At 62.5% G+C, this 23,155-nt stretch carries 37 protein-coding genes; 8 read left to right on the top strand and 29 right to left on the bottom strand.

Annotation, left to right across the window (positions count from 1 at the left end; all coding sequences use genetic code 11):
* Positions 1 to 10: 10 nt before the first annotated feature.
* Complete coding sequence (locus CG471_RS11920; protein ID WP_257211511.1) at positions 11 to 1,153, top strand: hypothetical protein; 1,143 nt, start codon at positions 11 to 13, stop codon at positions 1,151 to 1,153.
* Positions 1,154 to 1,162: 9 nt separating this feature from the next.
* Here CG471_RS11920 and CG471_RS11915 read toward each other — a convergent pair whose 3' ends face one another.
* The 29 genes from CG471_RS11915 to CG471_RS11795 form a co-directional block, all read right to left on the bottom strand.
* Positions 1,163 to 1,468, bottom strand: a complete 306-nt coding sequence (locus CG471_RS11915) for a hypothetical protein (RefSeq protein WP_257211510.1) — start codon at positions 1,466 to 1,468, stop codon at positions 1,163 to 1,165.
* 308 nt (positions 1,469 to 1,776) lie between these two features.
* Positions 1,777 to 2,916, bottom strand: coding sequence for a DNA adenine methylase (locus tag CG471_RS11910; protein WP_306552741.1), 1,140 nt, complete (start codon positions 2,914 to 2,916; stop codon positions 1,777 to 1,779).
* Positions 2,913 to 4,142, bottom strand: a complete 1,230-nt coding sequence (locus CG471_RS11905; RefSeq protein ID WP_099232006.1) for a phage minor head protein — start codon at positions 4,140 to 4,142, stop codon at positions 2,913 to 2,915. Before CG471_RS11905 ends, CG471_RS11910 begins: the two co-directional genes overlap by 4 nt.
* Complete coding sequence (locus CG471_RS11900; RefSeq protein ID WP_180275687.1) at positions 4,142 to 4,816, bottom strand: DUF2786 domain-containing protein; 675 nt, start codon at positions 4,814 to 4,816, stop codon at positions 4,142 to 4,144. Before CG471_RS11900 ends, CG471_RS11905 begins: the two co-directional genes overlap by 1 nt.
* Positions 4,817 to 5,042: 226 nt before the next feature.
* Complete coding sequence (locus CG471_RS11895; RefSeq protein WP_099232004.1) at positions 5,043 to 7,118, bottom strand: DUF935 family protein; 2,076 nt, start codon at positions 7,116 to 7,118, stop codon at positions 5,043 to 5,045.
* Positions 7,118 to 8,590, bottom strand: coding sequence for a terminase large subunit domain-containing protein (locus CG471_RS11890; protein WP_099232003.1), 1,473 nt, complete (start codon positions 8,588 to 8,590; stop codon positions 7,118 to 7,120). Before CG471_RS11890 ends, CG471_RS11895 begins: the two co-directional genes overlap by 1 nt.
* Complete coding sequence (locus tag CG471_RS11885; protein ID WP_180275686.1) at positions 8,590 to 9,129, bottom strand: phage protein Gp27 family protein; 540 nt, start codon at positions 9,127 to 9,129, stop codon at positions 8,590 to 8,592. Before CG471_RS11885 ends, CG471_RS11890 begins: the two co-directional genes overlap by 1 nt.
* 1 nt (position 9,130) lies before the next feature.
* On the bottom strand, positions 9,131 to 9,430 hold the full coding sequence (locus CG471_RS11880; protein ID WP_099232001.1) for a hypothetical protein: 300 nt from the start codon (positions 9,428 to 9,430) through the stop codon (positions 9,131 to 9,133).
* Positions 9,427 to 9,807, bottom strand: coding sequence for a hypothetical protein (locus tag CG471_RS11875; protein ID WP_099232000.1), 381 nt, complete (start codon positions 9,805 to 9,807; stop codon positions 9,427 to 9,429). Before CG471_RS11875 ends, CG471_RS11880 begins: the two co-directional genes overlap by 4 nt.
* 111 nt (positions 9,808 to 9,918) lie before the next feature.
* On the bottom strand, positions 9,919 to 10,443 hold the full coding sequence (locus CG471_RS11870) for a hypothetical protein (protein ID WP_099231999.1): 525 nt from the start codon (positions 10,441 to 10,443) through the stop codon (positions 9,919 to 9,921).
* Positions 10,443 to 11,150: a regulatory protein GemA gene (locus tag CG471_RS11865; RefSeq protein ID WP_180275685.1), complete on the bottom strand. Its 708-nt coding sequence runs from the start codon at positions 11,148 to 11,150 to the stop codon at positions 10,443 to 10,445. Before CG471_RS11865 ends, CG471_RS11870 begins: the two co-directional genes overlap by 1 nt.
* Positions 11,143 to 11,421, bottom strand: coding sequence for a winged helix-turn-helix domain-containing protein (locus CG471_RS30625; RefSeq protein WP_180275684.1), 279 nt, complete (start codon positions 11,419 to 11,421; stop codon positions 11,143 to 11,145). Before CG471_RS30625 ends, CG471_RS11865 begins: the two co-directional genes overlap by 8 nt.
* Positions 11,418 to 11,693 (bottom strand): hypothetical protein, encoded by a 276-nt coding sequence (locus CG471_RS11860; RefSeq protein WP_099231997.1) that lies wholly within the window; start codon positions 11,691 to 11,693, stop codon positions 11,418 to 11,420. Before CG471_RS11860 ends, CG471_RS30625 begins: the two co-directional genes overlap by 4 nt.
* Positions 11,690 to 11,935 carry a hypothetical protein gene (locus tag CG471_RS11855; protein WP_099231996.1) on the bottom strand — a complete coding sequence of 82 codons (246 nt, stop codon included), beginning with the start codon at positions 11,933 to 11,935 and terminating at the stop codon, positions 11,690 to 11,692. The genes CG471_RS11860 and CG471_RS11855 overlap by 4 nt, the downstream gene beginning before the upstream one ends.
* The gene (locus CG471_RS11850) at positions 11,928 to 12,125 is read right to left on the bottom strand and encodes a hypothetical protein (protein WP_099231995.1); all 198 of its coding nucleotides are present in this window, start codon (positions 12,123 to 12,125) and stop codon (positions 11,928 to 11,930) included. The genes CG471_RS11855 and CG471_RS11850 overlap by 8 nt, the downstream gene beginning before the upstream one ends.
* Positions 12,122 to 12,373: a hypothetical protein gene (locus CG471_RS11845; RefSeq protein ID WP_099231994.1), complete on the bottom strand. Its 252-nt coding sequence runs from the start codon at positions 12,371 to 12,373 to the stop codon at positions 12,122 to 12,124. The genes CG471_RS11850 and CG471_RS11845 overlap by 4 nt, the downstream gene beginning before the upstream one ends.
* The gene (locus CG471_RS11840) at positions 12,370 to 12,702 is read right to left on the bottom strand and encodes a hypothetical protein (RefSeq protein WP_099231993.1); all 333 of its coding nucleotides are present in this window, start codon (positions 12,700 to 12,702) and stop codon (positions 12,370 to 12,372) included. Before CG471_RS11840 ends, CG471_RS11845 begins: the two co-directional genes overlap by 4 nt.
* Entirely contained in the window at positions 12,699 to 12,899 is a 201-nt protein-coding gene (locus CG471_RS30150; protein ID WP_143560192.1) for a hypothetical protein, read from the bottom strand. Before CG471_RS30150 ends, CG471_RS11840 begins: the two co-directional genes overlap by 4 nt.
* Positions 12,892 to 13,149: a hypothetical protein gene (locus CG471_RS11835; protein WP_143560191.1), complete on the bottom strand. Its 258-nt coding sequence runs from the start codon at positions 13,147 to 13,149 to the stop codon at positions 12,892 to 12,894. The genes CG471_RS30150 and CG471_RS11835 overlap by 8 nt, the downstream gene beginning before the upstream one ends.
* Positions 13,146 to 13,706, bottom strand: coding sequence for a host-nuclease inhibitor Gam family protein (locus CG471_RS11830; RefSeq protein ID WP_180275683.1), 561 nt, complete (start codon positions 13,704 to 13,706; stop codon positions 13,146 to 13,148). Before CG471_RS11830 ends, CG471_RS11835 begins: the two co-directional genes overlap by 4 nt.
* Complete coding sequence (locus CG471_RS11825) at positions 13,706 to 13,915, bottom strand: hypothetical protein (protein WP_099231990.1); 210 nt, start codon at positions 13,913 to 13,915, stop codon at positions 13,706 to 13,708. Before CG471_RS11825 ends, CG471_RS11830 begins: the two co-directional genes overlap by 1 nt.
* Positions 13,912 to 14,067, bottom strand: a complete 156-nt coding sequence (locus CG471_RS30620) for a hypothetical protein (protein ID WP_180275682.1) — start codon at positions 14,065 to 14,067, stop codon at positions 13,912 to 13,914. The genes CG471_RS11825 and CG471_RS30620 overlap by 4 nt, the downstream gene beginning before the upstream one ends.
* Complete coding sequence (locus tag CG471_RS11820) at positions 14,064 to 14,384, bottom strand: hypothetical protein (RefSeq protein WP_257211509.1); 321 nt, start codon at positions 14,382 to 14,384, stop codon at positions 14,064 to 14,066. The genes CG471_RS30620 and CG471_RS11820 overlap by 4 nt, the downstream gene beginning before the upstream one ends.
* 49 nt (positions 14,385 to 14,433) lie before the next feature.
* Positions 14,434 to 15,024, bottom strand: a complete 591-nt coding sequence (locus tag CG471_RS11815) for a hypothetical protein (RefSeq protein WP_143560190.1) — start codon at positions 15,022 to 15,024, stop codon at positions 14,434 to 14,436.
* Positions 15,025 to 15,171: 147 nt separating this feature from the next.
* Positions 15,172 to 15,327 carry a hypothetical protein gene (locus CG471_RS30615; protein ID WP_180275681.1) on the bottom strand — a complete coding sequence of 52 codons (156 nt, stop codon included), beginning with the start codon at positions 15,325 to 15,327 and terminating at the stop codon, positions 15,172 to 15,174.
* Entirely contained in the window at positions 15,327 to 15,668 is a 342-nt protein-coding gene (locus CG471_RS11810) for a hypothetical protein (protein ID WP_099231987.1), read from the bottom strand. Before CG471_RS11810 ends, CG471_RS30615 begins: the two co-directional genes overlap by 1 nt.
* A complete protein-coding gene (locus tag CG471_RS11805) occupies positions 15,668 to 16,441 on the bottom strand; it encodes an AAA family ATPase (RefSeq protein ID WP_099231986.1) in 774 nt (257 codons plus the stop codon). The genes CG471_RS11810 and CG471_RS11805 overlap by 1 nt, the downstream gene beginning before the upstream one ends.
* 41 nt (positions 16,442 to 16,482) lie before the next feature.
* Complete coding sequence (locus CG471_RS11800; protein WP_099231985.1) at positions 16,483 to 18,378, bottom strand: DDE-type integrase/transposase/recombinase; 1,896 nt, start codon at positions 18,376 to 18,378, stop codon at positions 16,483 to 16,485.
* The gene (locus tag CG471_RS11795) at positions 18,375 to 18,632 is read right to left on the bottom strand and encodes a helix-turn-helix transcriptional regulator (protein ID WP_218964248.1); all 258 of its coding nucleotides are present in this window, start codon (positions 18,630 to 18,632) and stop codon (positions 18,375 to 18,377) included. The genes CG471_RS11800 and CG471_RS11795 overlap by 4 nt, the downstream gene beginning before the upstream one ends.
* Positions 18,633 to 18,680: 48 nt before the next feature.
* Between CG471_RS11795 and CG471_RS11790 the strand changes: the two genes are divergently transcribed.
* The 7 genes from CG471_RS11790 (at position 18,681) to CG471_RS11765 (ending at position 23,125) form a co-directional block, all read left to right on the top strand.
* Positions 18,681 to 19,394 carry a helix-turn-helix transcriptional regulator gene (locus CG471_RS11790; protein ID WP_180275680.1) on the top strand — a complete coding sequence of 238 codons (714 nt, stop codon included), beginning with the start codon at positions 18,681 to 18,683 and terminating at the stop codon, positions 19,392 to 19,394.
* 13 nt (positions 19,395 to 19,407) lie between these two features.
* Complete coding sequence (locus CG471_RS30145) at positions 19,408 to 19,878, top strand: hypothetical protein (protein WP_143560189.1); 471 nt, start codon at positions 19,408 to 19,410, stop codon at positions 19,876 to 19,878.
* Between the two features lie 64 nt (positions 19,879 to 19,942).
* Positions 19,943 to 20,176 (top strand): hypothetical protein, encoded by a 234-nt coding sequence (locus tag CG471_RS11785; RefSeq protein ID WP_099231982.1) that lies wholly within the window; start codon positions 19,943 to 19,945, stop codon positions 20,174 to 20,176.
* Between the two features lie 35 nt (positions 20,177 to 20,211).
* Complete coding sequence (locus CG471_RS11780) at positions 20,212 to 20,499, top strand: hypothetical protein (RefSeq protein WP_099231981.1); 288 nt, start codon at positions 20,212 to 20,214, stop codon at positions 20,497 to 20,499.
* A 230-nt stretch (positions 20,500 to 20,729) separates the two neighbouring features.
* Positions 20,730 to 21,701 (top strand): hypothetical protein, encoded by a 972-nt coding sequence (locus CG471_RS11775; RefSeq protein ID WP_099231980.1) that lies wholly within the window; start codon positions 20,730 to 20,732, stop codon positions 21,699 to 21,701.
* A 36-nt stretch (positions 21,702 to 21,737) separates the two neighbouring features.
* Complete coding sequence (locus CG471_RS11770) at positions 21,738 to 22,070, top strand: capsid cement protein (protein ID WP_143560188.1); 333 nt, start codon at positions 21,738 to 21,740, stop codon at positions 22,068 to 22,070.
* A 110-nt stretch (positions 22,071 to 22,180) separates the two neighbouring features.
* On the top strand, positions 22,181 to 23,125 hold the full coding sequence (locus CG471_RS11765; RefSeq protein ID WP_099231978.1) for a hypothetical protein: 945 nt from the start codon (positions 22,181 to 22,183) through the stop codon (positions 23,123 to 23,125).
* The last annotated feature ends 30 nt before the right edge of the window (positions 23,126 to 23,155 follow it).

Below are 23,155 nucleotides of genomic sequence, written 5' to 3'. Positions count from 1 at the left end.
AACGGCGGCGATGCCAAAGTTCACACCGTCCATGCGGGGGCTGGCCATCATGGCATTGGCCGCGGCAGGCGGCGGCGCCCTGGTGGTGCTGACCCTGCCGGTCGGCTGGATGGAAATGCTGGTCGCGTCGAGCGGCCTGAGCGAGACGATCCCGGCGGCCGGTCCGCCGCTGGGCATGAAGGCAAGATTGCTGCTGGCCGGTTTTGCCGCGCTGATGAGTGTAGGAATTGTGGCCGCGGTGCGGCGAGATGGATCGGATGCGCCGCACAGGCGCTTGAGAATAAGCGGAAGGCGTCATCCAGACGCCCAAGGAGCAAGAAAAATGGGTTTCGCATTTGCAAAGCTGACCGCGCTTGCCCGCGGACGCAATGTGCCCGCTGCCGAAGAGGCTGCGCCTAGCCAGCGCCGTGCCGACGCGCATCCCGATGCGCCGCCCCGTCCTCCGATCTTTGCCAGCCGCGACTTTGGCGGCGCCGATATCTTCGCGCGCCCGGAATCGGGGCGTCGTCGTCTGGTGGTCGATAGCGATCCGGTAGAGCCGGCGACGGCGACGGTGGTGCGCATGGAGACGCCAGCCGCCTTTGCCATGCCGACCCCGCATGAAGAGGCACCGGTCGAGGATATGGCCATCGCACCGGCGCCCGCCTTCTCGCGTCCGTTCGATGCCATGCCGACCCTGTCGGCCAATCCGATCCCGCTCGGCCGCGCACCGTTCGCGCCGCCGGAAGACGCTATATTCGAGCCCTGGGAAGAAGAGGCAGCGGCGGAATTTGCCGCCTTCGATGAAGAGCCGACCGATATCGCACCGGAGCCGATTGTTGAGCAGGCCCCTGCCTTCGTCCCGGAACCGGTGATCGAAGAACCGATCCAGGCGTTCGATCCAGCGCCCGAACCCGCACCTTTTGTTCCGAGGGCGGAGGCATCGTCCGCTCCGACCCCGCGCAGCATCGACAGCCTGTCGATCACCGAACTGACGGAGCGGCTGGAGCGGGCGCTGGTCCAGCGTGGCCGGCCGGCAACCGCGCCGCGCGTCATCGCCGACATGCCGATCGCTTCGGCGGTGCCGGTGCGCGAGGCGGTGTCGGAGGATGTCGAGGATGCGCTGCGTGCCGCGCTCGGCACGCTGCGCACCATGACCGGGCGCCCGCGCTAAACGATCAGGCTACCAGTCGCGGATGGTGAGGGCGGACAGCTCGATCCATTCGCCTTCCGCGTCGCCGCGCAGGTCGTCGATCACCATGTCGGCGACGAAATGGCCCGGCAAAGTCCATTCCGCATCCTGCAATTCGCTGGCCAGCGCCTCGCGGCGGGCGCGCAGGCTGCCGCCCGCCACCCGCAACAGGATGACATGGCGGCGTCCCTCGAACAGGGCGCTGGCCCAGGGGCGGCTGACCGCGCGCTCGACCGTCGCCGGCTCGCCGATTCGGGCGATCAGCTGGACCAGTGTGCCGCGCCAATAATTACCCACCTCGGGGAAGCGGGATATTGAGGAACTTTTTCGGACGATAACGGGATGAGATACCCGGAAAAATGGGCTTTTCGCGGGTCGCGCGCCGCTTTGAAGGCAAGTGGATAGTTTTTGGCGCGTTTGGCGGTTTCGTCGGCAAGCGGGCTTTCCTGATCGCTGATACTCGGCGGAAATCCGCGGCCACTTCCCACTTATTGGAAAAATCACTTCCCACTTCGCGATAGGCCCCATTTTCTCGGGCTTTTGGCCGCATTCGGTGATCCGTGCGCGGAGACCTAAGTGGAAAGCGAAGTGGGAAGTGAAATCGGTCATCTGGCTGGGCCGGTGATGATCAATTCGCGAGCGGGCTGAGCCTTGCCATTGCCGCTTACCTGATAGGTCGTCTGGACCTCTTCCAGGGTGAAGCGGCCGAACAACTCGCGCACCGTTGGATGGTCATTCAGGCTGAGCATGAACTGCCCTTTCAACCTAGCCAGCTGCTCTGCCATCTCGGCGAACTCGGCTTGGCCGAACATCCCCGCACCATAGTCTCCCTCACAATCGAAATAGGGAGGGTCGAGATAGAAGAGCGTGCCTGGACGGTCGTAGCGCGCCACGAAATCCTGCCAGCGCAGCCGCTCAATGGTGACGCCGGCCAGCCGTTCATGAAGCGCCTCGAGCATGGGCGCCAACTTGGTCACATCGAACCGGCTCGGCCGTGTCGGTGCGACGCCGAACGTGCGGCTATCCACTTTGCCGCCGAACGCGAGACGCTGAAGATAGAGGAAGCGGGCGGCCCGTTGCAGATCGGTAAGCGAACGCGGGTCCGTTGCTAGCAGTTTCTCGAAGCCGGCTCGCGAGGCGATCTGGAAACGGATCATGTCGAGGAAGGCGACGTAGTGGTGCTGGAGAATGCGGAAGAAGGTGGAAACATCTTCCGACCAGTCATTGATGACCTCGGCGGCGGGGCGCAGATCGCGGCGGAGGAAAATGCCGCCCATGCCGACAAACACCTCTGCGTAGGTGTCGTGAGGCACGTCGTTGATGCGGGTTATGACCCGCTTTGCCAGATTGCGTTTGCCGCCGATATAGGGGGCGACCGGCCGAACAGGCGCGACGGCCTGAAGTGGGTATGCAGGGTGATTGCAGGTCGCGTGCAGCGACGCTGAAAATGGACTCGACTCTTTCACGATGTTCTCTATTTGATCGCGCCGTCCAGCGTTGGATGGCGGGATGGTTTCGGCTTTGGCCAGCCGGATCGTGACGGGTCTCTTCCGTCGGTTTGGGGCGTTGGTGCGCCCCATCCCCCGCCCAAAGGCGGTGAATTGAAAACCGGTGCGGCTCGGACTATCTTCAGCCTGCGATGCGCGCGACGCGGTGAATTCTTCCCTCCGTAGCGCGAGGCTACCGGCCGTTGACTGCTTTGCAGGGGACAGGAAGTCCCTGCCGCGCATCGTCCTCTCCATCATTGGCGGCGATCCATGAGGATGGTGAGGTTGCGGGTTTCGGCGGCAATGTTGCGCGGCCGACTTCGATGGAAGCTGACCAGCACGGGCAACTCGTCGCCCGCATCCTGACGGACCACGGCCTTCCAGATATTCCCGGCCTCGTCGGCAAAGAAGATGAGCTTATTGTCGCCCTGCTGTGCGATGACGAGGGCGCGGGACACAATGTCAGGTAGCAGGCGATAGTCCGCTGTCGTCAGTTCTGGATGACCGGCGGAGATGTCCTGCATGTCGCCGCGCTGTTTGCGGTAGACGCCATCGGGCATGATTATGACACGGCTGCGAGCCTGCATCGCCTCTTGCTGGGCGGGATCGAGGATGGCCACGGGGAACGCCCCGTGCGGGGCGCCAAGGAACTGGTCAAAGGCGGCATCAGCGATGATCTCCCGCAGCGTTCTGTCGGCTGACGCGTCCATGCCGGCATCGGTCGCCGCGCGCAGTGAGGCGACGGCCTTGGCTGCGACTGCGCGGAGATGGGCGGTGCCCGGATTGTAGCTGAAGCCGGGGTCGATACCATCCGGCACAGCAAACTGGCGCCCCGTGGCATCCGTGAAAGTGCGAGAGTTTTGAGGCAATTCACTGTCGGGTGTGATGGTCCAGCCCATGCGCTTCATCTTGCGCTCGCTGACCTGCTCGAAGTGACACTTGCAGCCCCAACCGTTGGGCGGGAAATGCGTCTGCCAGAAGGGATGGTCGACCGGCAGCAGGATGCCGTACCATGTCTTGTGGAGCGGGCGCTTATGTTCCGAGGTCGACGGCAAATAGCGCAGATATGGATAGACATCCTTCTGCCGCTGGATGCGCGCCCAATGCCCTGACGCCATGCTCATCGCGACGTTGGTATTGTAGATGGTGCGCAGCCGCCGATCATTGACGATGATGGTGTCCGGCGTGCCCGTGAGGTCGGCATTCGCGACCGCGCCCCACCAGCCTGCTTTTTTCATCTCCGGGAGGATCGCGCCCTTCCAGTCCTCAAAGGTGCCGCCGTTGCGCAAGATATCGTCGATCGATATTTGCACCGACCGCAGGAGGTCGAGCTTCGTGATCTTGGCCACAGTGAAAGCGACAGCATGATTTTCATGCATCATCTCCGACCAGCGCACAGTCGGCTGGAGCGTACCGCGCGCTTCGAACGCGCGGACCACATCATCCGGTTTCAGGAAAATGGAATAGCCCAGGCTGTCGGCCATTATGCGATCCGCACGCGGTCAGCGCTGGCGCCGACGCCCTGAGACAGATTGGCAGCGTGGCCGGCATCATAACCGCGCCAATAGTCGGCCGCCAGGCGACCACCTTTTTCCGAGGCGTGGCGGCTGCCGATTTCGACCAAGTTGCTAAACCGGCGCTCGATATAGCGATCCGTTGCTGCATGCGGCGGGACAGCCGGCATCAGCGCCTTGACCTTGCTATACACGGCGGACGCCCATGCTTCGCAAAAGATGTCCGCCCGCTGGCGCTTACGGCCAGGGCGGCAGCGCTTGAGATGTGTGCAGATATATTCTTGCCTTGCCGCCTTCAGTTGGCGGAACAGGACCAAGAACGCATAGCTAGCGATTTCCGGCGTCGGGCCGGGGCCGATGTAGATCCGATGCAGATTGGCACCGATCGCTACCTTGCAGCCAAAGGCGTGGCGCACTGTCATGCACAATGCTTCTTCCCACAGGGGCGGGCGCTGCGTGGTGGAGCCCTTTGCTGTGGCCTCGCCGATTTCCGACATGGCGATATCGTCCATGGAAACACCATGCTCATCCATAAGCGCGCTTGCCTTCGCCAGAGCGGCGGCGGCCTCATGCTCATTGGATGACTTCGCCAGGGCGAGGCATTTCCTGATTTTGGCCAGTAACGCGTCCTTCGCGGTATTCATGCACGCCTCCATGCGATGATGTCGAATTCACCGCCGGTCAGCGTCCACCGTGTCGGCACGGGGCGGCCGATGACGGGCCAACTGTCGTCTGGCTCACGCCCATTGCGCAGGCGTACGCGGACCCGTGCCCCTGCGGCTTCGCTTTCCGCGAAGAGGTGCGGCGGGCATTCCTCCTCGTGGAAGCTCGGATAAAAGACTGGCGCTTGGCCGGCGTTGGACAGCCATGTCATGCCGTCACCTCGGTGGCCGGCTGGGTGGCGGCATCAATTTGGGCAGCAAAGCCGGCGCGCTCCAACGCCTGGATGAGCGGCGTATCTTCCATCAGGCCAAGCGCATCGGCCAGGATCGCTCGGGCTTCCGTCGCGCTGTCCGACGCCATGAGACGATCGACCAGCGTGCCGGTGATGCTGTTGGCGACGCGATAGCCGTCCTCGGCGATCATGCGATCGACGACGCTTTCGGTGTCATCATGATCGCTGGCGGATACCTCCGCAAAGCTGGCGGCCGGCTCTTCGTCCACCAACTCATGCCAGTCGTCCTGGATCGCCTCGAAGCGTTCCGGCCCGAAAACGAGGCGGCCCTGATAGGGCTCGACCCTGGACAGATCGATGTCGCCGGCCTCGTATGTCAGGGTGACGTGCGGGAGATAAGAGGGGTAATCCCAACTCGCCCCCGCATCGCGCATTTCGCGATGGCGCCATTGCAAATCGGGCGACTGAAACAGCAATGCAACGGCGCTGCCATCGCCCATAGGCTCGACCAAACGCGGCCCGCCAGGACCAACGATCACCTCTCCGGTATTGGAGCCAAATTGCCCCATGCCGAACCAGTTCACCGGTCGCTTGGAATAGGTCACCGTGACGTGCAGTTCTTCTGCCGGCAGCGTCGTACGGAACCCCTGGGCGCGGAAATGGTCCAGCACCTCGCTAGTATTGAGCAACTGCCGATACACGTAGAGCGGGCGCGGATCGTCGGCCGCAAAACTGACTATCTTTGCGGGCTGTGGTGCCACATCGGCATCATCAAGCGGCGTGCCACCATTATGGCCCAATTGCTCGGGAGGATTGGGTTTCGGCTGCGAACCGGACGGCGCATCGGGATCATCGCGACGCACAAAGCCTTCGCCATAGGTATCTTCGTAGCTATCCTTCGTGCGGACCCAGCCCAGATCGGCAAGCATCTTGTCGGTTTCCGCCTGGGCCTTGGTGTCCTGCGGCTCCTCGACAATGCGGCGAACGATCGGCGCGGCGACATCCGATCCGAAGTTCCAATCGGTCCACCAGCGCGCCGCCTGCTGGGTGAAGCTGTCGGTCAGATCGTCGGCGTCGGTTTTGACCACTTCCAATTTTACATCTGCATGGACCTCGCCCTGGGAGCGCGAAGAGCCATTGTCCGTGGTCATGGTCTGGGACAGCACGATCTTGCTGATCGCGCCGTCCATGTAGAGGCACAGCGTGTGAAAATCGGTGATGCCCGACTGCGCGCCCTTGAGCAGTTCAACGGTTACATCGTCCGGGACAATGAAGCCGCTGTCCGTTGCGATGGCCTGGAGGGCGGACAGCAGCTTGACCTGCTCTTCGCGCGTTGCCCCACGAGGATATTTGCCGATGGCCGTGGGCGTGCCGAATTTGTCGAGGAAGATGTTCCAGAAGCGGATACCATTCCGCTTGAACAACGTGGGCCAGTAGAGCCAGTGGGCCAGGCCCTGCCCATAAGGTTGATCATCATCGGCCGCGCCGACCGAATGGACCCAGAACTTACGCTCGGGCAGGATTTCGCCCTGCATGTTCGTGGGCGTGAGCATGCGCAGGCGGTCTTCGTCATCATAGCGGAAACGCCGCGCATGGCGCACTTTGATGCCGGTGATGTCGAGCAGGCCATCACGATAGCCCCACATCAATTCGCCAACGCTATAGCCGTAAAAGCTGGCCATCAGCATCATCCGCGTCACCCGGTCCCACGCCAGGCGCTTCATGGTTCGGTCAAAGGCCTCCGCGGCCTTTGCCGCACGCGGGTCTTCATCGTCGCCCGCCAGGACGTTCCAGTCTCGCGAGACGACGGCGCCGATGCGCTGTTGCATCGTCGATTTGACCTGATCGTCGTTGAAGACGATGTCATAGGCGCCCCAATCGACGGCGGTGGATAGCTTGGGGTCCTTCGCTTCGCGCAGACCGCGAACCCATGGCTGGGTGATGTCGCGGCCATCGCGCGTGGTCGCGATCTCGGTGAAGAGTTCAGGCGTCGGACGCGGGACGGATGCCACGCGGCCAGGGGAACGATAGGGGGCGGGTCGCTGGGCCATCAGAAGTAAAGTCCGCTGGGCCGGCGACGGACGGTGCCGAAGCCGGTGGAGGTGATCATCGTCTCGTCAGCAGTGCTGCGGATTTGGTGGAGGGGCTGGACTTCGATCGGGCCGGCGAATTCGCCTGCGGCATTGACGCACAGCGCTGCTGCCCAGAAACGGTCGCCATGGCCGTCGCTCTCGCCGTCGTGGACAAGGCGGACGGCGCCGGTGGAGGTAACGGCCTTGGTGATGGAGTGCAGATCGTCCCGCAAATAGATGTCCCCTGCGGGAATGCGGAACTTGCGATCCTCCATCCGATCCTTGAGCATGGTCGCCAGGGCAAATTTTGCCGGCAAGGTGAAGGTGACGCCTTCGATGCGGAACTTGCCCAGCAATCCCTTGGCCTGTTCGACGAACGGCCCCCCCATGCCGGTCTCGTCGATCGCCGCGCGCGAGACGCGGTCACGCTGCACGACATCCGCCAGCATCTGCATCTGCGCCTGGAACGGCGCGCGCCGCATCGTGATGATCTCGCGCGGATACAGGGTGTCGCCCAGCTTTTCGGCGACCCAGATGCAGGTAAGGTCCTTCTTGCGGGCAATATCCATGCCGACGAAGACTTCGGCGTTGGTCGGCCCGATCGGCTCGCCGGTGATATCGTCCCTGGTCTTGATGCCATCGGTGTATTCGATGACGCGCACACGACCATAGCCGGGCGTTTCGGCCTTGTTGATGAGGTCGAAGTCCAGCCAGGCCGAAGCCTCGTCGAGCCATTTGAGCTCGAATTCCTGCGCCCACAGGTCCGGGTCGCTCATACCGGCACGCAGTTCGTCGATATTGCGTTCCAGCCCCGCCGCAACGGCCTGATAGATATCGACCGTATGCCGCGACCAGATCGAGTTGGTCGCGGTCATGATCTCGTAGAACTTGTTGCTCTTCCCGTTTGGCGTCGAAATGACGCGCAGCTTCCAGCCCTTGGATATGACCGGGAAGAGTGCGCCCCAGATAGCCTTGCTGTTCTGATGGAAGGCGAACTCGTCGAGCACGGCGTTGGCTGAGAAGCCGCGCGCGGTATCGGGGTTGGCGGGCAGCGCCGTGATGCGCGAGCCGCCGGGAAACGTCACCTCATAAGTGCGATAGGTGGCTTCTGTGGTCTCGCCGCGAAACTCACCCTGGGTGATTTCCGGGGGCGCCCCTTTGAGGCCATTGTAGAGCGCCCAGAAGGCCCGCGTCATCGGCTTGACGTTCTCCGTCATCGCCTCCATCGCCTGCCGCTCACCGCGCGACAGGATGACCCAGCGCGTGCGCTTGCCGGTCAGTTCTGCTTCAATGCAGTCATCGACCAATTCGGCGCAGGTGGTGAAGGTCTTGCCGGTCTGACGCGAGAACATCCCCGCCTTGAACCGGCTTTTATCCTCCAGCCAGGCGCGCTGATAGGAATGGAAGTGGATGAGCCGCTCAAGCTCATCTCCGAAGGCGCGGTCGGCCATTAGTCGCCGAAGCCCAGATAGCGGCGAGCCTCCTGCAGCGCTCCGGGATCGATACGGCCTTCCTTACCCGCCACATCGAGTTTCCGGCGCATTTCTTCCTGGGCTTCCCGCTTCGCCTCGTCGCGAAGGCGCGCGTCGCGTTCCGCGTCAAGCTTTGCCGATGACAGCAAATCCTTGGTGGCCTTCGCCAGGCGCTGGAAATCGAGCGAGCCCAGTTCCTCGCCATCGCCCGTTGCCATGGGCAGGATCATGCGGGCACCGATGCTGGTGAGCATCTGCACCATGAACTTGCCCTCGGCATTGTCGGCGCTGCCGAATTCGGACGCGAAGGCTTCGGCCACCACGCGGATATCGCGCTGGTGCTTGGCCACCTCGGCATAGTCCTTGGCGTACCGGCCTACTGCCGAGCGGGAGCGCGTATGCCCGAGCTCGGCGAGCTTGGCGACGATATCGTCAATGGTGGCGCTGCTTTCGAGCGCCTGGACGACAGCGGCCTGCACCTGCGGCGGCAGGGTCTTGATAGACGACTTGCGCCCCATATCAGCGCTTGCCCGTCTTGTGGCGCCAGATGCCGTCCAGCTTGAGGCGACCATCAGCCACTTCGATCCCGTTGGGCAGGATCGAGGCGACGGTGTACGGGCCGCATTCGGTGATTTCGAGCAGGCGCATATTATGGTCGGCGAGCCAGCGCATCTGCTCGGTCACGGCCGGGCGCGGAAAGCGATGCCCGAGGCCGGTCAGCATGATGGTCAGCACGTCGTCGTTTTCCTCGCCGCCTACATCATGGATGAGGTCGAGGATCGCGCGGCGGATAAGCGGAAGGATCGCGTCGGGGATCATTTACTCACCCCGCGTTCGATCAGAATTTGCAGATAGTCGTTGGACGTTTCGACCTGCTTGCCAACGCCCTTCACTTCGGCCTCGATGCCGCTGACGCGGCCGGCCAGGACTGCCATTTCAGCCATTAGCTGCACCCGCGTCGGCGGATCGTCCCGGTCGGCCTTTAGCTCCTTTATGGCGCTATTGGTCGCCTCCAAAGAGTTCTTGGTAGCGACCTGATCGATCTGGAGTGCATCGACAGTCCTCTTGAGCGAGTCGAAGTCTTCCTTCGACGGGAATTTCTGGCGCAGCCACAGGAAGCCCGCGAGAAGGATGATGGGCGTGATCGTGGAAGCGATCGGCCACAGCTTGATGATGAGAGAAACCCAGTCAGGCACCGAAGGCCTCCGACTGGTGGATATGTCGAATGGACACGATGCCCCCTGATTGAAACGGCGTTGAAAAGCCGGTTCACAATGCCTTTGGCATTGGGGGTGAAGCGTAGTCCGTCAGCTGATATCCACTGGCGGACTATCGTTCAAAATGGTGAAGATATCGATTTGCCTGGGATCGATTTTGGGCACGCGTCGCGGCAGGATCGCGGGAGGCTCGGCATCCTCATCTGCATGGTTGAGCAGATAGGTCAGGTATGTGCGCGATGTGCCTAGGATAATAGCAGCATCGCGGGCTGTCATCTCTCTTCTCCTCACAAGACGCAATACCCCACCACGACGGGCAACTCGCAACGCGTACCGCGCAGTCGGTACCTGAAATTTGGTTGGGCCATAAACGTGGCTGACAATCTCTGCTTTGGCAGGGCCGATGACCTCTCGAAACGGATTGCGGCTGGCGTCGATCGGGATGTACTTCAACTGGCCGCCGAAGTTCGCGACGATCTGCATCGTTGCGTAAGCGCCAATATGGTCGGCCATCTCGACCATCTGTTCTGTCCAACCTTTCGAGGGCTGGATGTCCTCAGGAATAGGGATGTCGTCTAGTCGCGGCAACGGCTGGGGACTGTCTGTGGCGGCCATCAGTCGAGGACCTCCTTGCCCTCAAGGCGGCGCAGTTTGCGGCCGAGCAGGCGGATGCCTGCATCCAGTTCGGCGGTGGACCAGACATGGTGGTTGGCGCACAGATTGAGCGCGCTTTCCAGATAGGCGAGATAATGGTGGCGAAGCGCACCGGCGGCCTGCAGCTTGGCCCCGATCGCGCCCAATATGGCATGGCGATCAGCATGCTGGTCGGAATAGACTGGCGACCGCTCTGCAAGGTCCGCCACCTGATCGGGGTCGGGCCAGTTGACGCCGACCCGTTCCAGCCAGCCCTTGAGCCCTTCAATCACCTTGGCCGCCTTGCGGTGGTCGAGGAATTTGAGTGCCGACACGCCGGTCTGCCGTTCGACGAAGGCGGAAATCGCGCGGTCATCCGGCTCATTGATGGCGCCCAGCCAGTAGAGCGACCACCATAGCGCCTTGATCTTGCCGATATGGGCACGATGGCCCATCGGCCCTTTCCAGCCCTTGTTGAAATGGTCGAGCAGGCGGCCGAGCTCACCGATGCTCATATCCGACATGCTGGCCTTGCCGACCAGATCGCCCTGGATGGACTTGCGCATGTCATCGTCGATAGCCTGCCGCTTGCAGGCGGCGCGGATCGCGATGATCAGGCGAGTGCGGCCATATTCGGTCTTGCCGCTCCTCCGGCCCGATATGGAGACGCTACGACGTGTTTCAGCCATTATGAGCCTCCCTGCGGTCCAGTTCGGCGCGCAGCCGGTCAGTCGAAACCTTGGCGAGATCAACCTGTCCGGCGATCCGGTAGGAGCGATGGCCAGGCCGGTGATCACTGACCAGTTCGCCCATCTCCAGCAGTGCCTGGACACGGCGCCAGACTGCCGAGGTGGATTTGAGGTTCTCCATCGCGGCCAGTTCGCGGATGGTGGGCACCACGCCGTAGCGTGCATGATGATCATGGATATTGATGAGCGTGCGACGCTGTTCCTGTGTCATGCGTCATCTCCGAAATAGGGCAGTTGCAGCGGCGGCGCAGGCAGCGCCGGGCGCCTCGTCTTTGCCTTCGGCTTTGCGGCAGGCGCGGTCGCAGGCTCTTCCTTGGGCGGATGCTGGGCTTCGTGAAGCTCGCGCAGCAGATGGCTGAGGGCATAGGAGTCAGTGATCTCCAGCACGATCGTCAGGCGCGTCGACTTGGGTCCTGAGGCAGTGGAGAATGATTTGACCTTCCCGGCCTTCCGTTCGAACAAGATGTGGCAATAATCGCTCACTGCATGCCCCCCATGCTCGGGTGGGATTGGCGAGTGGCTTCCGATACCGTGTCGGCAAAGAGGCCAGCGACATGGTCGATGTCGTCGCCGCGCAAGATCACGGTAAGGCCATCGCCGCCGCCATGTGGGGCGAGTGAAATGTAAAGAGTGCCGTTCTGCGCGGTGAAATAGATGCCCTCACCATCGTTGGCGAAATTGGTGGCGACAGCAGCATGTGCAGCATGATGGACGATATCAGCCACGGCTCTTCTCCTTGAAGTGCTGGTGAAATTGGGTTGCCAGGGCGCGCATGCGGGCCGGGTCGGCGAGGTCGGGAATTTCGACGACTTCCTGCAGCGCCTCGACGGAATGGGTGCGTCCACCGCGCCTGCGCTCTAGGGCGAAGCTCAGGCGCTCGGGGCTGTTGGCCACGATGATGTAGACGCGGATCATCGCGGCCCGCGCTCCGGGACTGACGAGCGCACCAGCGCTTCTCGTCCGGCATCGGCTAGGGCAGTCGGCAGGGGCAGTTCGCCAATCTCATGCGCGTAGATGATCGCGCACAGGGCGTCGTAGAGGTCGATCGCCCCTGCCATCTTCAATCCGTCTTCGGGGTCGACAGTTTCGACCAGGTCGGCGATCAGCCCACCGTCCTGCGCATCGACGATCGTGCCGGTCGCGATGTCGTAGAAGAAGCTCATGCCGCGCACCTTTCGGGATGGTGGAGCTTCAGCGCGTCCAGCAGCATGGCCGACGCGATCATTGCGTCCCGGTCCCAAAGGTCACCGTTCAGCGCCACGTTGAGGCCAGTGCCCGACGGCTCAAAGCTGCGCTGGGGGTTCGCCACCTTGAGGTCGCGGTTATTGTTGAGCCAGATGCGGATGGTGGCGCGCCTGGCCGGCCCTACGCGGATTTCTCCACGACTAAGCTTACCCAGGAAGCATGGGTCTCCCAGCGCCGCCTGCCCGAAGGCGGTCGGGGACATGCCCGACCGGCGAAGGAAGTTCTGGATTTCGGTGCGCAGACTCATGCGGCCTTCCTCCCGCCATGGCGGTTCCACTTGGCCGCTGCTGCGGCGTCGTTCCGCTCGAAATCCTCGACAGGCAGGCCCTGTGCGCCACAGCGCAGATTGGGGCAGGCCGCACTGGTGATCACCATGCCCTCGCGCGTCTTGCGTGCGCGCAGGTGCGGCATACGGCCGCATGTGCAACGGTTGAGCCTAGCCATTGGCCTTCTCCATCACGATCTTGTTGACGGCGTTGGCGCGCCAGCGATCGAGCAGGTAGCTGCCGGCATCGTGGGTGCAGCTGGCGCTTACGCCGGCGACGCGCAGGACGGTCGGGTCACCGCGCCGGAAAGTGGCGCGGTGGTCTGCGACGAGGGCGGCGATGATCTCCTCGGCCGGCGTGGCCTTCCTGATCTCGTCCAGGACAAAGTCCGAGGCCGCGCACAGACGGGCGAGCATAACCGGCGTCATGCGGCTTCCTCCTGGACCTCGACAGGCTGCGGCGTGGTTTCCTTCCGCTCGGCCCGGTCGATGAAGAATTCGTCCGCCTGGTGATTGCGGGCGCCCAGCCACAAGAGCACCTGCCCCAATTCCGTATTGTCGGTGATCGCGGCAATGCAGGCCTGCTTGTCCAGCTTGGTGGTGATGCGCAGCAGTTCGGACAGGCCAAGGTCGGCCAGTTGGTCGATCAGCGTATCGACCTTGAGACCGTCATGCTTGAGCGCGGGCGTGGTGGTGCGCTCGCCGATCTTGCAGCCGGCCAGTATGACGGACTTACGCTTGCCTTCGGTGAGCGAGGGAGCCGAGACGGCCCACCAGGCCCTAAGCTGCCGGAAGATGTCCTTGGCCCGCTGGTCGAGCGGCGCGACAAATTCGTCACGCGCCGCCTGTATCTTGGCGATCGAACTGTCGGCGTCGAGCTTGAGCTCGTCGCTCTTGTCGAGCAGATCGCGATATTCCGCGATCAACGCGATCGCCGTTTCGATCGTCTGTGGCGCCTCCTGCTTGGGTGCCTTGCGTCGTGACATCAATTCTGTCCTTCCGTGAAGATGCCGGGAACTGCCGGCGAAATGATGGGAATGGCGGTGGCGCAGCGGCCGCATTCGGCCGTCGCGCGGCCGACCAGCCATTGGCTGGCGCCACAGCCAGGGCAGTGGTTGGGCTGGCCGGGGCGATAGAGCACCACGTGCCCGCGTCCGGCGGCGAACGCTGCGTAGTCGGTCCTGGGCGCTCTCATGGCATCGCCGCCATGAAGCCCAAGGCAATGAGGATCAGCGGCACGGCGATCAGTAAGGCCTGAGCAAGGGCGATGCGCACTTCCACATGGCCTTCGCGGACATCGCTGTCGGACAGCAGCCGGTGGGCGGCGGCGAAGAGGCGCGCGATCATGCGGCCTCTCCATCGCTATTGTTCGGGCAAGCCGGGCATGCGGCGGCATATTGATGGTGCAGCTGATTGCGCGGCGGTCCCTTGCGCCTCCGCGCGCGCATGCAACTGGCGAGCGGGATCGGCCCGAACAGCGGGCAACTGACATCTTCACCGCCATAGGCAGCGCGCACCAGGCGCTCGGCCTCGGCATAGCTACCGGCATAGCTGCGGTTGATCAGGCGGCTGATGTAGCCGCTCGATTTGCCGAGCCTGTCGCCGACGATGCGCTGATTGTCGGTGTCGCACGCGCCGGCCAGCAGGCGGACCCATGCGGGCATCTCGTCGCCCCACGCCGCCGTCGCGCGTTCCACATTTGTACTGGAGGGGTTAAGAGACATGGTTAATTTCCCCGGCTAAAATTTTTTGGCTCGGAGCCAGGGGGAAGCGCGCACCGCTGTTGCGGTCGACCATCGCGACCATGGTGCGCCCCGCATATTCGATACGCGGATGTAGCGGCCCGGACGGGCGCGTCAGTCGCCAGCGCGGATGGTCGTCACCGGCGCGATCTGTCCGGGTCAGGAAGCCGGCGCGGGTAAGCTCGTTGAGGATGCGCCGCGCCGCGCGCGCCTCGACGGTGGCGGCGAAACAGATTTCGACCAGGTCAAACGACCGCATGACCCGCACCGCCGACCAGATGCGCTGGCGCGTCGATCGCGGCTTGGGTTCGCGCGCCGTCTCCCCAACGGCGGGCGGGTCGCGGAACGCCCGCGCCTCTGCTTGCATGATGTAGCACTCCGGCTTTTCGATCCGCTGGATCAGACCGGCCCCGCGCCAGCGATCGAGCAGATGAATGGTATCGGCCAGTGTCGGACGGGCGCTTTGGGCCACATCGTCATTGGCAAAGAGAATGTCCGCCAGACTCACTGGCTTCTGGGCGAAGCGCAGGACCGTCCAGGCCGCCAGTGCGGGATCGCGCATGCGCGCCGCTGCAACGAAGGTCATTTACGTGCTCCAGGGATGCGCAGGCCGCCGCCAAGGCCAAAGCCCAGGGCGAAGCTGCCGACAGAAAGGAGGATGACGCCGGTGATCATGGCCGCGTCTCGCAAAGAGGGCGGGCATCGCGGCTCATGCGAACAGGTCTCCCGCGACCTCGGTGATGACCAGCACCAGCCAGACCAGCGTTTCGAAGCTGAGCGTCCAGACCATGGCGCAGCCAAGGCAGGCGATCAGGAACATGACCGGGTGGAAGGCGCAGCCCTGCGGCGTCGGCGCTGGCTTCATCACCTTGCCTCCCGGCGCTGGACTTCATCCAGAAACAGCAGGGCTTCGTCGGCGCATGCCTCGGTAGGACCGAGATCCGATAGCCCCTGACCGTGCATGCCGGTGGGCCAGGCCGCGACCGTAGCCATCATGAAGTCGCAGCCATTGGGCCGGCCCATGCGCAGCACCAGCGAAGCGGTCCAGCCATTGGCGAAGTTGAAGCGCAGGCGCGGCGCGTGGGTGTCAGGGCACAGGTCTGCCTCGAAGCGGGCCGACGGCACGATCACGCGGGTCACGCGGCTGGCGCGGCGTTCGGCCTTGCTCTTGATCTGCGGCCTATAAGGGTTGGGGAAGCTGCGCATCACACCAACTCCTTCCGACGGACGGGCACATCGCCGTTGAGGATTGGGCGACTGCCCCACCAACCGGCGTTGATCTCGCCGACGCCTTCTTCGGCCGCCGCGCGCTGGGCAGCGCGCAGGTTGGTCACGATACGGCGGGTGATGCCCTTGCAGCGGTGCTGGAACAGTTCGGCCAGGTCGTCGGCGACATGGACCCGCGTGCAATAATGGTCGCGCAGCTTATAGGCGTCGGCAATCGACGCGGGCTGGGCGGGCGTGGCGATCAGGATGCGATTGTCGAACCGCTCCCATTCCTTGAGCTTGGAGGGCAGCGCCTCTTCGCCGATCAGCATGATGGCAATCGGCGCGCTGTCATGAATGTCGCGGATGATCTCGACCGACTTCTTGTTCACCAGATGGTCGGTTTCGTCGATGATCAGGTGGCGCGGCTCGTGGTTCAGCTGGTCGATGATCTGGCCCATCAGCACCGGTGCGGTGCGGCCGGGGCGCGTGATGCCCAGTTCCTCGGCGATGGCTTCCAGCAGCGAGCGCTGCGACCAGACGGAGCGGGCCGCGATGTAGGCCGCGCCGGTGCGGGCGGCGACGAAGCCGGCGGAAACCGTCTTGCCGTAGCCCGAGAAGCCATAGAGCAGGCCGATGCGGGTGGAGCTTTCAGGGCCTGCCTGTTCGCATTCCATGATGGTCTGCAGGGCAAGGCTCATATTGGACAAGGGCGCGTTACCGCGCGGGCCGTCGCCCAGATCGAGGCGCGGTTGGGAAGCTAGGCTGTTCATCGGTTCTTCTCCGGTCGTGCAATGGAGTTGAAGGGGGGATGTCATGCGGCGCCCTGGCGCCGTTCGGCCGGGACGGCCGCGCCGAAGGCGACCACCATCATTTTCTCGGCGCGATATTCGGTAGTGGTGGCGTAGAGCTGGGCGCGGCGCAGGGCGTCGGCATCGACCGTTTCGCCCCGTGCTGCCGCCGCGATGATCGCGTCGGCTTCGGCCATTTTGTCGGCCGCCGACCGGGCGGCCTGTCGTGGCGCGGGCGCCCTGGCGACCAGTTCCTCCAGCATGGACGTATCGGGCACCGGCGGAGCCGGGGCGTTGGTGATGCTGTCCATCGCCGGAGTCGTGCGCGCCTCGGTCGGGCGCGGGAAGTGCGTCAGCTTGCCAGCGCGCTCGGCTTCGTCGCGGAGAAGGGAGTGCTTCGCCTTCTCGATCGAGAAGCCACCCTGCTTTTTGCGCAGGTCTGCCTTCTGCTCGTTCATCCAGGCGTTGAACTGGCGCCGCGCTGCGAGTGCATATTGCTGCTCGCTCATGCCCGACCGTTCGGCATTGACCGCCGTGTCTACATAATTGCCCGCCTCATCAAAGACGAAGAGGGCGCCCAGATCATCTTCATCGCGGCGAAGGGTGACCTGTCGGTCCATCAGGGCGACCAGCGAAGGTGACCAGTAACGGCCCTTCTTCCAACGGATGCCCCGCTTGCCGATCGTGGCGGTCCCGACGTAGGCGCTGAGCGCAATCTTCAGCAGGCTTTCGCTGGGGGCCGCGCAAGCGGGCTGCGGCGAGCGCTGCCACTTCGCCATGGGCGATATGCCCAGCGAGCTATGAACGCGCTGGTGATATTCGCCGTCGACCCATGCATCGAGAATGCGCTGCAGTTCGGCGCTGTCGATTGCCGCCTCTATGACGGCGCGCCCCTTTTCCTTCTTCGCACGGGCGCGCAGCTTCTGTGCCTGCGCGACATTGTGTCCGAGGAAGCCCTTGAGCAGGGAGGCGCGTTCGCGGTTGAAGGTGCCAAACAGGCGCTCGACGTGCGGCTTGTCTTCCGGGTGACCCGGAAGGCAGACGTCCAGCGTTATGCCCAGTGTCTCAAGGGCGGTCGTAATGGATGCGTTGATAAAGCCGGAGCCGTTATCCACCTTCAGGATTGCCGGCATGACGCCCCAAGCCATGATGGTGCTGACCAGCATCCGGCGCACCGACTGGGCGCTCTCGCTCTCGACAACCAGAAACCGGGCGCGTCGCGACCAGCGATCAATGATGCCCAGGATGTTCTTGCGACCATCCCTGCACATCACGTCCGCCTTGGTCGTGTCGATCTCCCACATCTCGTGAGCGTAGGAGACCGTCGCATCCATTCGGCCCAGTGCCATTCGGTACTTGGACTTGAAAGTGTCGGGATCGCGCATCGATGTCAGGAGGACACGCTGTTCGTCTTCGACCTTGCGGATGAAGAATTGCAGTACTCGCAGGGACGGGAGCTCGTTGAACTCTGCGGCCAGCATCTTTCTGACGTTGTTGGCCGAAACCTTCTGGTCGGCCAGAATGACGAGGACGGCGGCGGCGATGGCGGGATTTCGGGTGAAGAAGTCGGAACCTTTAGGGCGGCCCATCGTGCGCGGGCCTGCGCTGGCATCTGACTGGCGAGAGAGCAAATCTTGGCGAGCAGCCTCGGGCAAGCCCATGACATCATAGAACCGGGCTTCGCCACCGCGCACGGTGCGGGCCTCGAACGGCCAGCCCTCGGTGCTGGCGCGAACACGGACGCCGGTTTTCGTGGTCGGCAGGCCTGCGAGACGAAGCTCGGCGATCTCCTGGGCGCTCAGATGGGAGGTGCAATATGCCCCCCGTCCAGACACCGAAGCGCGCTTCGTCTCATTTTCTTGGGGGTGAACGGAGAGTAAACAAGACTCCCCTGATTGTTTGTGATAGGCGGCGTTCATGCAGCGTCGCTCCGCGCAGCTGTCAGTGACAGGCGATTGCCTGTCTTGTCATAGCGCGACGGCCATATTTTCTTGGGATGCAGGCCGAGGAAGTCCGCAATGATCTTTTCAGCTTTCGCCGAAACACGGGCATGCAGGGTTAGAGACATCTGTTGGCGAGAAAGCCCATTCTGCCGCGCAAGCGCCGACAGAGTGGAGCCTGCTTTACGCACAGCAGCCTTGATGTCTTCCGGATGCATGTCGTCTGGTTGCACGTCAAATCTTTCCTTGCCTGTCTGTTGACATGCATAATGACAGGTAAAATGACAGGTCAAGAAAAAAATGATAGGTCTAGGGTGATTGGATGGTCACCTGAGGCTGCTGCTCGTCTGAAGGCGGCGGTGAAACGCTACGGAAGCCAGGGTAAGGCGGCGGAAAATGCCGGCATATCCAGGCCATCCCTGGTGGAAATTTTGGCGGGAAGGGCTACGCCTACGAACGGCACGTTTGCGAATTTATGCAGGGTGCTCGGCGTGGGGGCGTCAGAAATTGCTGGTGGCTACACGGCCACCGAGGGTCCACTTTATACTCGCGTCCCTAGTCCTGGTGAGCCGGGGGATATGGCCTTCGTGCCATTGCACGATGTTGTAGTATCGGCAGGCCATGGGGCGTCGGCGGTAGAAGCGGGGGAGTCCGCTGAAAGCTTGGGATTTCCAACTGGGTGGTTGAGAAGGCAATTCGGCGATCCGGCCAAACTGCGTATCGTGCATGTCAGAGGCGACAGCATGGCGCCAACACTAGGCGATGGCGACCTGGTAATGATTAATACTGACCGACGTGATCCTGTTGACGGAATTTTTGTCCTCCGTCTGGATGATCAACTTATGGTGAAGCGCGTACTTTTCCCGTCGGCTCGCAGAGTTTTGGTAACGAGCGACAACAGGGATTACGATAGATTTGACCGTTTAGTCGATCTTGAACGTGAAGATGGATTGCATCTGATCGGGCGGGTCGTTTGGGCCGGTAGATCTATGTAACTGGGAGGGCTTGATGCAGGATTTAAGGCCAGATGGTTCCGCACAAATTAAGGGCGGGCGCGTAATGTTGGCTGCTGGAATAGTGGTCTTCATGGTTGGCGTATTTTGGGACGTGCGAACCTATCCCTCTTTGAACTTGGACGATCTGGCTGCAAAATGGTGCGCGATTTATTTAGGAGGGGCCACTTTAACGGTCTCTTTTTTTCTCTTTATCGCGGGATGGATCATTCGTGCGATTTACTTTTTGCCTGGACGAGAGGCGGCCTTGCCCGCCGCAGAGCAAGAAGGAAATTATAGGCCGACCGTCGATCTGAATGAATTCCAGGGCGAGCCGGCTGATAACCGTTGGTTTTATCTCACTGTGGGAGGCGTGTTATGCGTGTTTGCTGCGCTCGCGATTTACAACCAATATCATAAGGATGTCCCACTTTCCGCAAGCGACGCGTACAGTTCAGGCACTGTAATAGAAAACGCAAATCCATAAGAGCCTCCTTTTTGTTCCCCTTTTGTTCTATGATGTTCCTCCACCGAGTCGATGGAGGAACATCATGAAGCATTTTGTCCCCGAAGCGTCTTCCCGCCCCGAATTTGGTCGCTGGTTGCTGAGCCAGATGAAACGCGAAGATGCTATTGGAGAGCTTGCGAAAGCCGCTCGCCGCGATCCGAAATTCCCTATCAATGGCGCGGTCAAGGATGTCGCCAGCCGCCTTAACAAGCTCGACGCCGATCCGGACATGCACTGCGCTCTGGATGACGCCGAACTTGAATGGCTTGCTTACTGATGTCCAGGCGACGGAAAGGAGAGAGGCAGGTAGACATGTCGCAGTTTTACCGGCCCTATGATGAAACGCATCCGGTGGCGCGCTCGATCGCCACCGGATCGCGATGGTTTGACGCGTGGCACGCGCAATATGGTCGCAGCTATGACCAGCTGGCTAAGCAGTCCGGCATAGTCGTCCAGCGGCTGCACGGTTTGTCGGGTGGCCAGCCGGTTTCGTGCGATGAAATAATCGCGCTGGCATCGGTTTGGGGCGTCCAGCGCGATGACGTTATTGCGTCTATCCCGTCTCCCCATATGCTGGTGGCGGACGGCGAGCCGATTTAAGCCCCGTAGAACGTTGAGGGTGTGTTTTGGCTACCTGACTACCAAAACGCCCCTCAACCCCCATGGGCATGATGCCCACGGGCAAATAGAGGCTATTTGAGATTGAGCCTCGCCTATCCCCTTGCAATCTCAGTCTGCTGCTGCAATTTGATTGCTGTCCGGCATTGATCGGGCTGGTATCCGACAGCGGATAACCACTCTCCTGGTCCGACTCGCCTATCCCATGGGTCATGGATCAGACGCCCCCCACTATCCGCCTTGCCCGTGTCGGCAAGTTCACCTCGAACGAAGGTGTTGAGGTTTCGTTCAGCGAAGAGATGTTGGCGCAGATCGCCGACGCCTATGATCCGGCGGCCGATCCCGCGCCGCTGGTCGTCGGCCATCCCCGCCTGGACGATCCCGCCTATGGCTGGGTCGATAGTCTGGCCGTCGAGGGTGGTGAGTTGCTGGCGCGTCCCGGTGCCGACATCGAGCCGGCCTTTGCTGAGATGGTCAGGGCGCGGCGCTTCCCCAAGGTTTCGGCGCGTTTCTATCCGCCCGAGCATCCGGCAAATCCCAAGCCGGGTAGCTGGTACCTCAAGCATATCGGATTTCTGGGCGCCCATGCGCCCGGCATCAAGGGGTTGGGCACGGTCCAGTTTTCCGAAGGCGATGACCAGGGCGTCGCCACCATCGATTTCCCATCCACCAAAGAGGACGACATGTCGAAAGAGGCAAGTTTTGCCGAGCGCGAAACCGCGCTCACCACGCGTGAACAGTCGCTTGCCCAGCGCGAAGCTGCTGTGGCCGAGCAGGAGAAAGCGGCAAAGACCGCCGCCATGAAGGCGATCCATGACGGCAATGTCAGCTTCGCCGAAGGGTTGATGCAGGCAGGCAAGCTGGCCCCGGTGGGCAAGGGGCTGCTCATCGGCGTGCTCGATCATCTCGACACCACGGCGGTCGTCAGCTTCGGCGAGGCCGGCGATATGGCGCCCGCCGATGCGCTGAAGAAGCTTTTTGACAGTGCTGTGCCGCTCGTCTCGTTCGGCGAGCACGGCAAAAAGCCGAAGAACGATAAGTCCTACACCAGCTTCGCCGCGCCCGAGGGCTACGATGTCGACCCCGAAAAGGCTGATCTGCATCGCCGCGCTTCCATCATTCGGCAGGAAAATCCCGGCCTTGGTTGGGCCGATGCGGTCAAGCGCGCCCAGGGCGCGGGCTGATCCTTTCCTCCCAGTAAAGTCCAACAGGAGCGACACATGCAGAAAACTTCCCTCTTTCCCATGAGCGTCATTGCCGCTGCCGCCGTGTCGGCCGCGCGCTTTGTAGGCATGTTGACGGGCGCGCATTGTGCGGCCGGCGCGAAGGCTCAGGGCGTATCTCAGTATGCAGCCAGCACCGGGGAGGCCTTCGCGGTCGATGTCCTGGGCACCACGATCGTCGAGGCTGGTGGCGCTGTCGCCGCCGGTGCCGCAGTGGAAGCCGACGCCCAGGCGCGCGCCATCACCCGGACGACGGGCGAAATCAATGGCTGGGCTGTCACTGGCGCGTCTGCTGCGGGGCAGAAAATCGAAGTTCTGCTCAAGCTCTAGAGGTCGGGCGGCGCTGACGGCCGCCCGGATACTGCCCAGGAAGGCGGCCTGATCATGTCCCAGGCGGCGCAACGGCCTTCCACCCTGTTTCCACGCTGAAAGGCCTGTTTATGTCCATGAATGCCTCGCAGGTGCGCGTCGTCGATCCCATTCTTACCGACCACGCGCGCGGCTATTCCAATGCCGGTTATGTCGGTGAAGCTCTTTTTCCCACGGTTGATGTGCCGATCCGTGGTTTCAAGCGTATCGAGTTCGGCCGGGACAGTTTCCGCCGCCGCCAGACCCGCCGTGCACCCGGCACGCCCATCCGCACCATGGAGTTCGGCCATGAGGGCCGGCCGGTTTCCTTGCATCAGGAAGCGCTCGGCGCTGTCGTTGCGATCGAGCATCAGGAAGATGCGCAGCAGACTCCCGGTATCGATCTGCTGACCGATGCTGTCGATCTCGTGCAGGAGGTGATTGCCCTGGAAAAGGAGTGCCAGCGGGCTGACGTTGCCCGTAATGCCGCCTCCTATGCCGCCTCCAACAAGATGGCGCTAACCGGCAACGACAAATGGTCCAGTCCGGACAGCAATCCGAAAGTGCAGGTCGCGGACGCCAAAGAGGTGATCCGCAGCCGCATCGGCCGGCGGCCGAACACGCTGCTGGTTACTGGTTCGCTCATCACCAGCCTCAGCGTTCATCCCATGATCCTGGCGCATTTTTCCCAGACCTCGGATGAGCCGATCTCGCTGGCGAAGCTGAAGTCCTATTTCGAGGTCGATAACCTCGTGGGGGGCGACGGCATCTTCGACAATGCGGACGGAACCACCTCTGACATCTGGGGCACTGAAGCCATCCTGGCTTATGTCGCTCCCAAGACTGGCGGTAGCGGCCGGGGCCGTAATCTGGCGCTTCCCAGCTACGGCTACACCTATCAGCTGAAGGGGCGACCGCTTGTTACCCCCACGCGCTGGGAGGCGGGTATCCAAAGCTGGCAGAGCGACGTCATCGACGAATTCTCGGCCGAGCTCGTCGGCGCCGACGCCGGCTTCCTGTTCCAGGGCGCGCGCTGATCCTTCGCGGCCCTGGCTGGCGGGGGCGCT

The sequence above is a fragment of the Sphingobium sp. IP1 genome (assembly GCF_002708645.1).
GTDB lineage: Bacteria > Pseudomonadota > Alphaproteobacteria > Sphingomonadales > Sphingomonadaceae > Sphingobium > Sphingobium yanoikuyae.
This window is presented reverse-complemented; position numbering and strand designations above follow the sequence as displayed.

Coding starts and splice junctions, on each gene's coding strand:
- CG471_RS11920 (WP_257211511.1), top strand. CDS start 11: ATGCCAAAGTTCACACCGTCCATGCGGGGGCTGGCCATCATGGCATTG.
- CG471_RS11910 (WP_306552741.1), bottom strand. CDS start 2,916: ATGATGGAGAGGACGATGCGCGGCAGGGACTTCCTGTCCCCTGCAAAG.
- CG471_RS11905 (WP_099232006.1), bottom strand. CDS start 4,142: ATGGCCGACAGCCTGGGCTATTCCATTTTCCTGAAACCGGATGATGTG.
- CG471_RS11900 (WP_180275687.1), bottom strand. CDS start 4,816: ATGAATACCGCGAAGGACGCGTTACTGGCCAAAATCAGGAAATGCCTC.
- CG471_RS11895 (WP_099232004.1), bottom strand. CDS start 7,118: ATGGCCCAGCGACCCGCCCCCTATCGTTCCCCTGGCCGCGTGGCATCC.
- CG471_RS11890 (WP_099232003.1), bottom strand. CDS start 8,590: ATGGCCGACCGCGCCTTCGGAGATGAGCTTGAGCGGCTCATCCACTTC.
- CG471_RS11885 (WP_180275686.1), bottom strand. CDS start 9,129: ATGGGGCGCAAGTCGTCTATCAAGACCCTGCCGCCGCAGGTGCAGGCC.
- CG471_RS11880 (WP_099232001.1), bottom strand. CDS start 9,430: ATGATCCCCGACGCGATCCTTCCGCTTATCCGCCGCGCGATCCTCGAC.
- CG471_RS11870 (WP_099231999.1), bottom strand. CDS start 10,443: ATGGCCGCCACAGACAGTCCCCAGCCGTTGCCGCGACTAGACGACATC.
- CG471_RS11865 (WP_180275685.1), bottom strand. CDS start 11,150: ATGGCTGAAACACGTCGTAGCGTCTCCATATCGGGCCGGAGGAGCGGC.
- CG471_RS30625 (WP_180275684.1), bottom strand. CDS start 11,421: ATGACACAGGAACAGCGTCGCACGCTCATCAATATCCATGATCATCAT.
- CG471_RS11850 (WP_099231995.1), bottom strand. CDS start 12,125: ATGATCCGCGTCTACATCATCGTGGCCAACAGCCCCGAGCGCCTGAGC.
- CG471_RS11845 (WP_099231994.1), bottom strand. CDS start 12,373: ATGAGCTTCTTCTACGACATCGCGACCGGCACGATCGTCGATGCGCAG.
- CG471_RS11840 (WP_099231993.1), bottom strand. CDS start 12,702: ATGAGTCTGCGCACCGAAATCCAGAACTTCCTTCGCCGGTCGGGCATG.
- CG471_RS30150 (WP_143560192.1), bottom strand. CDS start 12,899: ATGGCTAGGCTCAACCGTTGCACATGCGGCCGTATGCCGCACCTGCGC.
- CG471_RS11835 (WP_143560191.1), bottom strand. CDS start 13,149: ATGACGCCGGTTATGCTCGCCCGTCTGTGCGCGGCCTCGGACTTTGTC.
- CG471_RS11830 (WP_180275683.1), bottom strand. CDS start 13,706: ATGTCACGACGCAAGGCACCCAAGCAGGAGGCGCCACAGACGATCGAA.
- CG471_RS11825 (WP_099231990.1), bottom strand. CDS start 13,915: ATGAGAGCGCCCAGGACCGACTACGCAGCGTTCGCCGCCGGACGCGGG.
- CG471_RS30620 (WP_180275682.1), bottom strand. CDS start 14,067: ATGATCGCGCGCCTCTTCGCCGCCGCCCACCGGCTGCTGTCCGACAGC.
- CG471_RS11820 (WP_257211509.1), bottom strand. CDS start 14,384: ATGCCCGCATGGGTCCGCCTGCTGGCCGGCGCGTGCGACACCGACAAT.
- CG471_RS11815 (WP_143560190.1), bottom strand. CDS start 15,024: ATGCGCGATCCCGCACTGGCGGCCTGGACGGTCCTGCGCTTCGCCCAG.
- CG471_RS30615 (WP_180275681.1), bottom strand. CDS start 15,327: ATGAAGCCAGCGCCGACGCCGCAGGGCTGCGCCTTCCACCCGGTCATG.
- CG471_RS11810 (WP_099231987.1), bottom strand. CDS start 15,668: ATGCGCAGCTTCCCCAACCCTTATAGGCCGCAGATCAAGAGCAAGGCC.
- CG471_RS11805 (WP_099231986.1), bottom strand. CDS start 16,441: ATGAACAGCCTAGCTTCCCAACCGCGCCTCGATCTGGGCGACGGCCCG.
- CG471_RS11800 (WP_099231985.1), bottom strand. CDS start 18,378: ATGAACGCCGCCTATCACAAACAATCAGGGGAGTCTTGTTTACTCTCC.
- CG471_RS11790 (WP_180275680.1), top strand. CDS start 18,681: ATGACAGGTCAAGAAAAAAATGATAGGTCTAGGGTGATTGGATGGTCA.
- CG471_RS30145 (WP_143560189.1), top strand. CDS start 19,408: ATGCAGGATTTAAGGCCAGATGGTTCCGCACAAATTAAGGGCGGGCGC.
- CG471_RS11785 (WP_099231982.1), top strand. CDS start 19,943: ATGAAGCATTTTGTCCCCGAAGCGTCTTCCCGCCCCGAATTTGGTCGC.
- CG471_RS11780 (WP_099231981.1), top strand. CDS start 20,212: ATGTCGCAGTTTTACCGGCCCTATGATGAAACGCATCCGGTGGCGCGC.
- CG471_RS11775 (WP_099231980.1), top strand. CDS start 20,730: ATGGATCAGACGCCCCCCACTATCCGCCTTGCCCGTGTCGGCAAGTTC.
- CG471_RS11770 (WP_143560188.1), top strand. CDS start 21,738: ATGCAGAAAACTTCCCTCTTTCCCATGAGCGTCATTGCCGCTGCCGCC.
- CG471_RS11765 (WP_099231978.1), top strand. CDS start 22,181: ATGTCCATGAATGCCTCGCAGGTGCGCGTCGTCGATCCCATTCTTACC.